Genomic DNA, 12148 nt, shown 5'->3' on the forward strand with positions numbered 1-12148 from the left:
CCCGTGATCGAAGTAGAAGTGGTCGGTGTGCGCATCGAGTTGCCGTCCAACCAGCCGTTGGTCCTGCTGCGGGAGAGCGACGGGGAGAGGCACCTTCCCATCTGGATCGGAGCTCCCGAGGCCAGTGCGATCGCCTTCGTGCAGCAGGGTATCGTCCCGCCCCGTCCCATGACCCATGATCTCCTGGTGGATGTCGTCACGGCGGCCGGCAAGGTGATCACGGAGGTGCGGATCACCTCCGTGGAGGACACGGTGTATCACGCCCAGCTGGTGTTCAGCGACGGCGTCACCGTCAGTTCCCGGGCCTCGGACGCCCTCGCGGTGGCCCTCCGTGTCCCGTGCCCCATCTACTGCGCGGACGACGTCCTCGCGGTGGCGGGCGTCGAGATCGCGGAGGCCGACGCGGAGGACGCGGAGGACGGCGCCACGGAGGAGACCGCCGAGAAGGAGGTCCTCCAGTTCCGTGAATTCCTCGCGGATGTCGAGCCGGAGGACTTCGAGCGCTAGGTGCGTCCACGGTACTGCGCCGGCGGGGACGGCGAGCCGCGCCGACACGCCCACCCCTGGAGGCCAACCTCTTTGACCTCAGGCCCTCCGCGATCTAACGTCGGAGCATACAGTTCCCACTGCTCATGTGGCGGACTCGGGGCACCCCTGGTGGACTTCCCGAGGCCCGGCCCGGTGCATCGTCCCCGGGAACCCTACGAGGAGGCAGCACGTGAGTCCGAAGGGTGACGCCGGCAAGGCAACCAGCCCGGCAGGCGCTGGTGTCCCAGCAAGCGCCCAGGGCTTACTGTTCACGGAAGACCTCCCCGTCCTGGACGAGGATGCAGGCTATCGAGGGCCCACGGCATGCAAGGCAGCCGGCATCACGTATCGCCAGCTCGACTACTGGGCCCGGACCGGACTCGTCGAACCGGCCGTCCGCGGCGCTTCCGGTTCCGGCACGCAGCGGCTCTACGGCTTCCGGGACATCCTCGTGCTCAAGGTCGTCAAGCGACTTCTCGACACCGGTGTCTCCCTGCAGCAGATCCGCACCGCCGTGGAACACCTCCGCGAGCGCGGCGTCGAGGACCTCGCGCAGATCACGCTGATGAGCGACGGCGCGAGTGTCTACGAATGCACGTCGGCCGACGAGGTCATCGACCTCGTCCAGGGCGGGCAGGGTGTCTTCGGCATCGCCGTCGGCCGCGTGTGGCGGGAGGTCGAGGGGAGTCTCGCGGCCCTGCCGAGCGAGCATGCCCTCGACCAGGATTTCCCCGGCGACGAGCTCAGCAAGCGCCGGGCGACCCGCAAGATCAGCTAGGCCCTCAGGCCCTGACCCTGCAGCGACCGCCGACGGTCAGCGGCGGATACCGCGGCTCCGCAGCCGGCCGGAGTCCAGGACGCTCCTCAGCAGTTCATCGAAATACCCGGCTGCCTGATGGGCCGATTCCCCCGGCCACTGGTGCAGCGCGTGCGCGGCGCCCTGGATCTGCTGCCAGTTGACCTGGTCCGGGATCGTGGGCTGAAGGAGGAGATCCCCGAACATCTGCTTCATCTCCGCGAGCCGGTACGCATGCTCGTTGGAGGTCGCCCGGACCTTGTTCGCCACGATGCCTGCGGTCTGCAGCTCGGGAGCGTATTCGCGGCGGAAGAGCTCGAGCGCCCGCATGGTCCGCTCGGTCCCGGCGACGGAGAAGAGGGCCGGCTCCGCCACGAGGAGCACCTTGTTGCTTGCCGTCCAGGCCATGCGCGTGAGGCCGTTCAACGAGGGCGGGCAGTCGATGAGGACGAGCGAGTACCCGGTGACCTTCGACAGCAGGGTCGAGAGGCGACGCTGGTCGCGCCGCCCGAGATCCGGCCGGTCGTAGATCCCGGAGTAGGCGGACCCCATGGCGACGTCGAGGAGAGCCGTGCTCCGCGCGACCTGCGGCGACGCAGTGGCAACCCAGCCGGCGGGAACGATGTTGGCGCCGAGATCCTCGCGCCGGGCGTTCCTCAGCAGTCGGCCGACGTCGGTCTGGCCCGACGGGCGGACGCCGAGGCCGGTGGTCGCGTCGGCGTGGGGATCCAGGTCGACGACGAGGGTCGGTGCGCCCGCCGCCAGAGCAGCGGATGCCAGCCCCAGGGTCACCGAAGTCTTGCCGACGCCGCCTTTGAGGCTGCTGATGCTCACTACCTGCACGTACCCATACCTCACTGTGGCCGCCGCGGGGGCGGGCGGCTGTCCTGATGATCCCCGATCCATCATAGGGTGATGCTGCTCGGGCCCCGTGATGCCGGCGCGTGCCCGCGGTGCCGCCCCGTGACTGCGGAGGGGAGCGGGCGCGTCCGGCCCGCCCGACGCCCCCGAGGGGCGGACGGGTAGGATCGAGCAAGCGTGAGAATCCGGCCGGCGATGATGCAGGAGTACTGATTTGTTCTCGAAGATTCTGGTGGCGAACCGCGGCGAGATCGCGATCCGTGCTTTTCGGGCGGGTCACGAGGTGGGCGCGAAGACGGTCGCGGTGTTCCCGCAGGAGGACCGGAACTCGATCCACCGGCAGAAGGCGGACGAGGCGTACCTGATCGGCGAGGAGGGCCATCCGGTGCGGGCGTACCTGGACATCGAGGAGATCATCCGGGTGGCGCGGGAATCGGGGTGTGATGCGATCTACCCGGGATACGGGTTCCTGTCGGAGAACCCCGGTCTGGCACGCGCAGCGGCGGAGGCGGGGATCACCTTCGTGGGACCGCCGGCGGACGTGCTCGAATTGGCGGGCAACAAGGTCAAGGCCCTGGACGCCGCCCGGTCGGCGGGCATCCCCGTGCTGGCGTCGTCGCGTCCCAGCGCCGACGTCGACGAGTTGATCGCTGCGGCGGACGAGATCGGTTTCCCCGTGTTCGCGAAGGCCGTCGCGGGCGGCGGTGGCCGTGGCATGCGCCGCGTCGACACGCGCGAGGCGCTGCCGGACGCCCTGGACGCGGCGATGCGGGAGGCGGAGTCGGCGTTCGGGGATCCCACGATGTTCCTGGAGCAGGCCGTGCTCCGGCCCCGGCACATCGAGGTCCAGATCCTCGCCGACGCACAGGGCAACGTGATGCACCTGTTCGAGCGGGACTGCTCGCTGCAGCGACGGCATCAGAAGGTCATCGAGATCGCCCCGGCCCCGAATCTCGACGAGAGCATCCGGCAGGCGCTGCACCGGGACGCGGTGAAGTTCGCGACCGCGCTGGGGTACGTGAACGCGGGGACGGTGGAGTTCCTCGTCGACACGGTCGGGGAGCGGGCCGGTGAGCACGTGTTCATCGAGATGAACCCGCGCATCCAGGTGGAACACACCGTCACGGAGGAGGTCACGGACGTGGACCTCGTCCAGTCCCAGCTGCGCATCGCGGCGGGGGAGTCCCTGGCGGATCTCGGCCTGAGCCAGGAGACGGTGACGCTCCGCGGGGCGGCCCTGCAGTCGCGGATCACCACGGAGGATCCTGCGAACGGTTTCCGGCCCGACGTCGGTCGCATCTCCGCCTACCGCTCCGCAGGTGGTGCCGGAGTGCGTCTGGACGGCGGGACGGTCTACGCGGGAGCGGAGATCAGCCCGCACTTCGACTCCATGCTGGTCAAGCTCACGTGCCGTGGGCGGGACTATCCGTCCGCGGTCACCCGGGCCAGGCGGGCCTTGGCGGAGTTCCGCGTGCGTGGGGTCTCGACGAACATCAGCTTCCTGCAGGCGGTCCTGGACGATCCGGACTTCATCGCGGGGAACGTGGCGACCTCCTTCATCGACGAGCGGCCCGAGCTGCTGACCGCGCGGGTGCCCGCGGACCGGGGGACGAAGCTGCTGACCTGGCTCGCGGACGTGACGGTCAACCAGCCCAACGGCGCACGGCCCGCGCATCTGGACCCGAGGGAGAAACTCCCCGTTGTCCCGGAGGACCGGAAGGATGCACCGCTGCCCGCGGGCAGCCGCCAGCGCCTGCAGGAACTCGGGCCCGAAGGCTTCGCGAAGGCCCTGCGGAAGCAGACGGCGGTCGCGGTCACGGACACGACGTTCCGCGACGCCCACCAGTCCCTGCTGGCCACCAGGGTGCGGACGCGGGACCTCGCGGCGGCCGGAGCGAGCGTGTCGCGGCTGACCCCGGGCCTGCTCTCGGTGGAGGCGTGGGGCGGCGCCACATACGACGTCGCGCTGCGGTTCCTGGGCGAGGATCCGTGGGAGCGCCTGGACACACTGCGCCGTGAGGTGCCGAACGTCTGCCTGCAGATGCTGCTGAGGGGCCGGAACACCGTCGGCTACACCCCGTACCCGGAGGCGGTGACCACGGCGTTCGTCCGGGAGGCCGCCGCGTCGGGTATCGACATCTTCCGGATCTTCGACGCCCTGAACGACGTCACGCAGATGGAACCGGCCGTCCGGGCGGTCCGGGACACCGGGAGCGCGGTCGCCGAGGTGGCGCTCTGCTACACCTCGGACATGCTGGATCCGACCGAGAAGCTCTACACCCTGGACTACTACCTGGACCTCGCCCAGCGCATCGTGGACGCGGGCGCGCACATCCTGGCGATCAAGGACATGGCCGGGCTGCTGCGTCCCGCGGCCGCCGCGAAGCTCGTGACCGCGCTGCGGGACCGCTTCGAGGTGCCCGTCCACCTGCACACCCACGACACCGCGGGCGGGCAGCTCGCCACACTCCTGGCCGCGATCGACGCCGGTGTGGACGCCGTCGACGTCGCCAGTGCGCCCCTGGCCGGGACGACGAGCCAGCCGTCGGCGTCGGCCCTCGTCGCAGCCCTGGCCCACACGCCCCGCGACACCGGGATCGACCTGGGGGCCGTCTGTGCCCTGGAACCCTACTGGGAAGCCGTGCGCCGCATGTATGCGCCGTTCGAGTCCGGTCTGCCCGGGCCCACGGGGCGCGTCTACCGGCACGAGATCCCCGGGGGGCAGCTGTCGAACCTGAAGCAGCAGGCCATCGCCCTCGGGCTCGGGGAACGCTTCGAGGCCATCGAGGACATGTACACCGCGGCAGACCGCATCCTCGGCCGACTCGTGAAGGTCACCCCGTCCTCGAAGGTCGTCGGGGACCTCGCCCTCGCCCTGGTCGGCAGGGACGCGGACCCGGCCGCGTTCGAGGAGAATCCGCAGGAGTTCGACATCCCCGACTCGGTCATCGGGTTCCTCAACGGCGACCTCGGCAACCCGCCCGGCGGATGGCCCGAACCCTTCCGCACCAAGGCCCTGCAGGGTCGCGAGCTCAAGCCCCGCGACGTGGAGATCAGCGCCGAGGACGAGGCGACACTGGTCGGTGAGTCGAAGGATCGCCGGCAGGCCCTGAACCGCCTGCTGTTCGCCGGGCCCACGAAGGACTTCTCCGCCACCCGCGACACCTTCGGGGACGTCTCCCTCCTCGGCACCGCCGACTACCTCTACGGCCTGCAGCCAGGCACCGAACACATCATCGAGCTCGAGAAGGGCGTCCGGCTCATCGCCACCCTCGAAGCCGTGTCCGAGCCGGACGAGAAAGGCATGCGCACCGTCATGTGCACGCTCAACGGCCAGATGCGGCCCGTGAGCGTGCGCGACCGCAGCGTCGACAGCGAGGTCGTGGCAGCCGAGAAGGCCGACCCCTCCACCCCCGGCCACATCGCCGCACCCTTCGCCGGGTCCGTGACCGTCACCCGCTCCGAGGGCGATACCGTCGCCGCAGGAGACACCGTCGCCACCATCGAAGCCATGAAGATGGAGGCAAGCATCACCACCCCGATCGCCGGCACCGTCCAGCGCGTCACCATCACGGGCGTCGGGCCGGCACAGGGAGGAGACCTCCTCCTCGTCATCACCGCGTCGTGACATCCCCCGGGGGCGGTTCGCGGGGGTAGTTCCTGGCGGGTGGAGCGGCCGGAACCCGCGACGAGGTGGGTGCCCGGCGGTCTGCCGGCGCGTCGGCCGACCGCGGCTAGACTGCGGAGGTGACCCACTACGACCTCGCGATCATCGGCTCCGGCTCGGGCAACACCCTCATCTCGCCGGAGTGGGACGGCAGGAGGGTCGTGCTGGTCGACGGCGGCACCTTCGGAGGAACGTGCCTGAACGTCGGGTGCATCCCCACCAAGATGTACGTCTACCCGGCGGAACTGGCGTCCGCGCCCACCGCCTCCTCCCGTCTCGGGGTGGACCTCTCCCTCGACGGCGTGCGGTGGACCGACATCCGGGACAGGATCTTCACGCGCATCGATGCGATCTCGGCCGGTGGCCGCGCCTACCGGGCGAACGAACTGGAGAACGTCACGCTGATCGAGGAGTACGTCCGGCTGACGGGTCCGACGTCGTTCGTGACGGCGTCGGGGGAGGCCGTCACGGCGGACCAGCTCGTGATCGCCGCGGGCTCCCGCGCCGTCCTGCCCGCCGTTCCCGGGATTTCGTCGCCGCAGGTACACACGTCCGACACGATCATGCGGATCGATGAGCTGCCGAAGCGGCTGCTCATCATCGGGGGCGGCTACATCGCCGCCGAGTTCGCCCATGTCTTCGCGGCGTTCGGCACGACCGTGACCATCGCCGTGCGGTCGGACGCCATGCTGCGCCACCTCGACGAAACGGTCTCGGCGGCCTTCACCGAGCAGGCGGCGCACCAGTGGGACCTGCGGCTCCGCACGGACGTGACAGCCCTGACGCCGAATTCCGACGGCAGCATCACCGCACGCCTGGACAGCGGCGCCGGGCCGGAGGACCTCGAGGTGGACGTCGTCCTGGCCGCCGTCGGCCGCGTCCCGAACACGGACACCCTGGGCGCTTCCGAGGCCGGCCTCGATCTGCACGCCGACGGGCGCCTCGCCGTCGACGAGTACCAACGTGTCCTGAGCAGGGGGAAGCCCGTGGCCGGCCTCTGGTCGCTCGGTGACGTCAGCAGCGACTACCAGCTCAAGCACGTGGCGAACCATGAGGCGAAGGTCGTCGCGCACAACCTCCTGCATCCCGGAAACCTGCGCGCGAGCGACCACCGGTTCGTGCCCGCCGCGGTCTTCTCGCACCCCCAGCTCGCGTCCGTCGGCATGACCGAGGACGAGGCGCTCGCCTACGCGGACGCTGCAGGCACCACGATCGTGACCGCCGTCCAGCACTACGGCTCGACGGCGTACGGCTGGGCCATGGAGGACACCATCGGCTTCGCCAAGGTGATCGCCGAGCAGTCCACCGGCCGGATCCTCGGCGCGCACGTGCTCGGGCACGAGGCCTCGATGATCATCCAGCCCGTCATCCAGGCCATGTCCTTCGGCCTCGACGCCCACACCATGGCGCGCGGCCAGTACTGGATCCACCCCGCGCTCACCGAAGTGATCGAGAACGCCCTACTGAATCTGAAGACCGCCTGACGGCCCGGGGTGTGCCCCGGGCCCGCCAGGTCCGGGTCACACGCGGGCGTTCGAGTAGATGGACTCGACGACGTCCGAGTAGTCCCGGAGGACCTGGGCCCGCTTGATCTTGAGCGACGGCGTGAGATGTCCCGTGGTCTCGGTGAAGTCACGCGGGACGATCCGGAAGACCTTGATGGCCTCCGCCCTGGACACCGTCGTGTTGGCGGTGTCCACGAGCTCCTGGATCTCGGCGAGGACCTTCGGATGCTCCGCCGCTTCGGCCATCGTGGTCCCGGCGGGAAGCTGGTGGCGCTCGAGCCACCCGGGCAGCGCCTCCTCGTCGAGGGTCACCAGGGCGGAGATGAAGGGGCGCTGATCACCGACCACCACGCACTGTGACACGAGGGCGTTGGCGCGGATGGCGTCCTCCAGCAGGGCCGGGATCACGTTCTTGCCGCTGGCCGTCACGATGATCTCCTTCTTGCGGCCCGTGATGCTCAGGAAACCGTCGTCGTCGAGCTCGCCGATATCACCCGTGCGGAACCAGCCGTCCACGAAGTTCTCCTCGGTGAGGTCAGGACGGTTGAAGTAACCCCTCATGACGCAAACGCCGCGCGTGAGGATCTCGCCGTCGTCCGCGATCCTGACCGCGTTGCCTGGCAGGGGAGCACCGACCGTCCCGATCTTGATCTTCTTGGGCGTGTTGACGGTGATGGGCGCCGTGGTCTCGGTGAGGCCGTAGCCCTCGAGCACCATGAGTCCGATCCCGTGGAAGAAGTGACCCAGCCGGTCACCGAGCGGCGCCCCGCCGGAGACCGCGTGCTGCACCCTCCCGCCCATCGCCGTGCGGATCTTGCCGTAGAGCAGACGATCGAACACGGCGTGCTTGACCTTGAGCGAGAGGGGGACCCTTCCCGCCTGCTCAGCCTTGGACCATGCGATGGCCACGTCGGCACCGGCGTGGAAGATCTTGCCCTTGCCGCCGTCCTCGGCCTTCAGCATCGAGTTGTTGTACACCTTCTCGAACACGCGGGGCACGGCGAGGATGAACGTGGGCTTGTAGCTCTGTAGGTCCGGCAGCAGATTCTTGACGTCGGGCGTATGCGCGACCGTCGAACCCGCAGCGACACACAGGACCGAGATGAAGCGGGCGAACACATGGGCGAGCGGCAGGAACATGATGGTCTGGCCGCCCTCGCGCGCCACCTCGGGAAGCGCCGCGGCGGCGTTCTCCGACAACTCCACGAAGTTGCCGTGCGTCAGTTCGCAGCCCTTCGGTTTGCCGGTGGTCCCCGAGGTGTAGATGATCGTCGCGAGGTCGTCCAGGCCCGCCGTGGCCCGCCGGTCGGCGAGCATGGCGTCGTCCGTCCCTGCGCCCGCGGTGCGCAGGGTGTCGAGGCCGTCGCCGTCGAACTGCCACACGTGCTGCAGGGAGCCGATGCCCTCGAGCGCCACGGCGTCGCGCACCACGGCCTCGTGCCGGGCCGCCTCGACGAAGGCGCCGACCGCGCCGGAGTCACTGAGGATCCAGGCGACCTGGGCAGGGGAGGACGTCTCGTAGACGGGAACGGACACGGCGCCGGCGAACCAGATCGCGAAGTCCGCCAGGGACCACTCGTAGCGTGTGCGTGCCATGATCGCCACGCGGTCGCCGGGCTGGACACCCGAGGCGATGAGGCCCTTGGCGATGTCCTCGACCTGACGGCGGAAATCGGTGGCGGAGATGTCCTCCCATTCGCCCGATGCGCCCTTGACGGCGAACAGGGCGGGGTTGGACGGTTTGGTCGCCTGCCGGATCACCAGATCCGTGATGTTCGTCTGGCGGGGGACGTCCACGAGGACGGGAACGCTGATGTCGCGCACGATAGCTCCTTCGATATCACCTTGACCGTGGGGTCGCTTCAGCCTATAGGGTCACGTCACCGATTGAGTGTCCCGTACTGTACGAATCGGTAACGGCGGGCACCTGACGCTCCGCGAGCACGACGGAAGGACCGCATGCCCACCCTGCCCGAGCCCAGAGGGGCACGCGTCCGTCGCGGCCGCGCCGACGGCAGCACGACCCTGCGGGGCGATGGGCCCCTCGCAGCACGTGCCGCACGCACCCCCTTCCCCAACCCGACGCGTCGCGGGCTGTCCATCGGCATCGACATCGGCGGGACGAAAGTGGCCGCGGGGGTCGTCGACGTCCGCGGACGCATCCTCGCCGAGGCGCGGAGGGCCACGCCCGGACAGGACGCCCGCGCGGTCGAGGCGGTGATCGCCGACCTCGTGCGTGAGCTCTCCCGCGAGTACCGGATCCGTTCGGTCGGGATCGGTGCCGCCGGCTGGATGGATCTCACCAACAGCACCGTGCTGTTCAGCCCGCACCTGGCCTGGCGGAACGAGCCCCTGAGGCGCAACCTCGAGGGACTCCTGCGCCGCCGCGTCACCGTGGTCAACGACGCCGACGCGGCAGCGTGGGCCGAGTGGCGGTTCGGGGCCGGCCGCGGGGAGTCCCGCCTGGTGTGCGTGACCCTCGGGACGGGCATCGGCGGGGCGATGATCATGGGTGGGCGCGTCGAGCGCGGCAGGTACGGAGTGGCGGGCGAGTTCGGGCACCAGATCGTCGTCCCGCAGGGTCATCGCTGCGAGTGCGGCAACCGGGGGTGCTGGGAGCAGTACGCCTCCGGGAATGCACTGGGGCGCGAGGCACGTGAGCTCGCGGCGGCCAACTCTCCCGTCGCCCGGGGGCTCCTGGACGCCGCACCGGCGGACGGCTCGCCGATCACGGGGGCGATCGTCACACGGCTCGCGATGGAGGGGGACGCCGCGTCCCGCGAACTGGTCGACGACGTCGGGCAGTGGCTCGGCCTCGGGCTCGCGAATCTCGCCGCGGCCCTCGATCCCGGCACGTTCGTCATCGGAGGAGGCCTCAGCGCCGCGGGGGAGCTGCTGCTCGATCCGGCGCGCCGCGCCTTCGGCCGCAACCTCACGGGCCGAGGGTTCCGGCCGCCGGCGCGGATCGAGCGGGCGGCCCTCGGGCCGGAGGCGGGTCTCATCGGCGCGGCGGACCTGTCGCGGCAGTTGTCACGCAGCGGTACCTGACCGCTTGGCGGTACCTGACCGTGCGGGCGCCTGATGTGCCGGGCTGCGGTCGGGGACGGGCGTTCCTAGACCTCTGCGCCGTCGTCGCCCATGTCCCGGTGCTTCGGCAGCTTCGTGATCAGGTAGCCCGCTCCGGCGAGGAAGAGCATCAGGACACCGAGGGTTGCTGCGAGCGGTGCATCCTGCCAGAACATCGCGAAGAGCAGGAGGAGTACAGGGCCGCCTGCCGCACCGATCCACGCGAGGACCGTCAGGGGATCGCCGGACCCGAGAGGAGGCGGTTCGTCCGGGGTGAAACCCTCGTCCTCCTCCGGTTCCTCGGCAGCGCTGTAGTCGCGGGGACCTGTCGCGCCGAAGGGCTGGTCGCGGAAGATCGCGTCCGCACGCTCGCGATCCGTCAGGCCGTCGCCGGCGCCGTCACCACGACGACCGGACCCATCCGTCGGGTACACCGCGTGCCCGTTCGAACTACCCGTCCCCGGACGGTCCCGGTCGCTCGCGGGACCGGGGGCGTCGGGGTCGTGCGAGGTCCCCTCCAAGCGCGCGACGAGATCCTGCCAGACGGCGTCATCGGTGGATTCGTTCGGTTCCTGACCTCGGGGGCCCATACTCTGCTACCTGCTGTCGCGTGCTGCGCCTGGGCTCGGAGGGCGTCCGGCCGGCACCCTGGGATTCGGAGGGCGTACTGCTTCAATCGTGGACACCGCGCGGCGCTACGTCAACCGGTTCCGAGCGTGTCGGTGACCGGCCCCGCGACCACCGACCCGTCGTGCTGGTCCGCGACGCCTCTAGAGTAGGCTTCCACATGATACTGCGGGCGGCATGCCACGTGCCGCACCGTCCATGCAGGGAGGCTGGCAGCGTGTTCTATTGGGTCATGAAACGGATCATCGTCGGTCCGATCCTGAACCTCCTCTTCCGCCCCTGGGTCAAGGGACTCGACAATGTCCCGTCCACCGGTGCGGCAGTGTTCGTCAGCAACCATCTGTCGTTCTCGGACTCGATCTTCCTGCCCATCGTGGTGCCCCGCCCGGTCGTGTTCCTGGCCAAGTCCGAGTACTTCACGGGCAAGGGGATCAAGGGCCGGCTCACCGCTCTCTTCTTCCGCCTGTCCAACCAGTTGCCGATGGACCGTTCGGGGGGTGCGGCGTCGTCGTCCTCGCTCTCCGCCGGGATGGACATCCTCAACGAGGGAGGGATCCTCGGGATCTACCCCGAGGGCACCCGGAGCCCGGACGGGCGCCTCTACCGCGGCAAGACGGGAGTCGCGAAGCTGGTGCTGGCCACGGGGGTCCCGGTGGTCCCGGTTGCGATGATCGGCACCGACAAGGTGCAGCCGATCGGACGGCGTATCCCGAACATCCGGCGGGTGGGCGTCATCATCGGCGAGCCGCTCGACTTCAGCCGCTACGAGGGTCTCGAGGACGATCGGTTCGTCCAGCGATCGGTGACGGACGAGATCATGTACGAGCTGATGCGGCTGTCGGGCCAGGAATACGTCGATGCCTACGCCAGCACGGTCAAGGAGCGCCTCGCGGCGGAGAAGGCCGCAGGCCGTAAGAGCCCGAAGCCCGGGGCCGACACGCGGCGGGCCGCCGTCCGCATCTCGACCGACGCGGGTGCTCCCGCTCCAGGCGCGGTGACCGAGATCGGCGGGGCCGCCGGTGTCCGGAAGCCTGGCGTCGCGGACGACGGGCAGACCGCGGAGAACGGCCGGCCGCAGGCCGGCTGACGGACGCTCCT

Annotated in this window: 9 protein-coding genes; 6 read left to right on the top strand and 3 right to left on the bottom strand. The window is 69.9% G+C overall.

Annotated elements, in window-relative coordinates; genetic code table 11:
- Positions 1–3: 3 nt before the first annotated feature.
- Together FJV46_RS11600 and FJV46_RS11605 are read left to right on the top strand one after the other, a co-directional pair.
- Positions 4–507 (top strand): bifunctional nuclease family protein, encoded by a 504-nt coding sequence (locus FJV46_RS11600; RefSeq protein ID WP_087025669.1) that lies wholly within the window; start codon positions 4–6, stop codon positions 505–507.
- 211 nt (positions 508–718) lie between these two features.
- Positions 719–1306 (top strand): MerR family transcriptional regulator, encoded by a 588-nt coding sequence (locus FJV46_RS11605; protein ID WP_087025672.1) that lies wholly within the window; start codon positions 719–721, stop codon positions 1304–1306.
- Positions 1307–1342: 36 nt separating this feature from the next.
- On the opposite strand, the gene FJV46_RS11610 is transcribed toward FJV46_RS11605, so the two are convergent.
- Complete coding sequence (locus FJV46_RS11610; RefSeq protein WP_087025675.1) at positions 1343–2167, bottom strand: ParA family protein; 825 nt, start codon at positions 2165–2167, stop codon at positions 1343–1345.
- A 232-nt stretch (positions 2168–2399) separates the two neighbouring features.
- On the opposite strand from FJV46_RS11610, the gene FJV46_RS11615 reads away from it, so the two are divergent.
- Positions 2400–5813, top strand: a complete 3414-nt coding sequence (locus tag FJV46_RS11615; RefSeq protein ID WP_087025679.1) for a pyruvate carboxylase — start codon at positions 2400–2402, stop codon at positions 5811–5813.
- A gap of 119 nt (positions 5814–5932) precedes the next feature.
- A complete protein-coding gene (locus FJV46_RS11620) occupies positions 5933–7336 on the top strand; it encodes a mycothione reductase (protein ID WP_087025682.1) in 1404 nt (467 codons plus the stop codon).
- 36 nt (positions 7337–7372) lie between these two features.
- On the opposite strand, the gene FJV46_RS11625 is transcribed toward FJV46_RS11620, so the two are convergent.
- A complete protein-coding gene (locus tag FJV46_RS11625; protein ID WP_087025685.1) occupies positions 7373–9181 on the bottom strand; it encodes an AMP-dependent synthetase/ligase in 1809 nt (602 codons plus the stop codon).
- 135 nt (positions 9182–9316) lie between these two features.
- On the opposite strand from FJV46_RS11625, the gene FJV46_RS11630 reads away from it, so the two are divergent.
- Entirely contained in the window at positions 9317–10405 is a 1089-nt protein-coding gene (locus FJV46_RS11630) for an ROK family glucokinase (protein ID WP_087025688.1), read from the top strand.
- 65 nt (positions 10406–10470) lie between these two features.
- Here FJV46_RS11630 and FJV46_RS11635 read toward each other — a convergent pair whose 3' ends face one another.
- On the bottom strand, positions 10471–11013 hold the full coding sequence (locus FJV46_RS11635; protein ID WP_087025691.1) for a hypothetical protein: 543 nt from the start codon (positions 11011–11013) through the stop codon (positions 10471–10473).
- A gap of 254 nt (positions 11014–11267) precedes the next feature.
- Between FJV46_RS11635 and FJV46_RS11640 the strand changes: the two genes are divergently transcribed.
- A complete protein-coding gene (locus FJV46_RS11640) occupies positions 11268–12137 on the top strand; it encodes a lysophospholipid acyltransferase family protein (RefSeq protein ID WP_087025693.1) in 870 nt (289 codons plus the stop codon).
- Positions 12138–12148: the final 11 nt, after the last annotated feature.

The organism is Arthrobacter agilis (assembly GCF_006494655.1).
Lineage (GTDB): Bacteria > Actinomycetota > Actinomycetes > Actinomycetales > Micrococcaceae > Arthrobacter_D > Arthrobacter_D agilis.

Bases quoted from the DNA above. Each gene is read 5' to 3' on its own strand.
- FJV46_RS11630 (WP_087025688.1), top strand. From the start codon at position 9,317: ATGCCCACCCTGCCCGAGCCCAGAGGGGCACGCGTCCGTCGCGGCCGC.
- FJV46_RS11635 (WP_087025691.1), bottom strand. From the start codon at position 11,013: ATGGGCCCCCGAGGTCAGGAACCGAACGAATCCACCGATGACGCCGTC.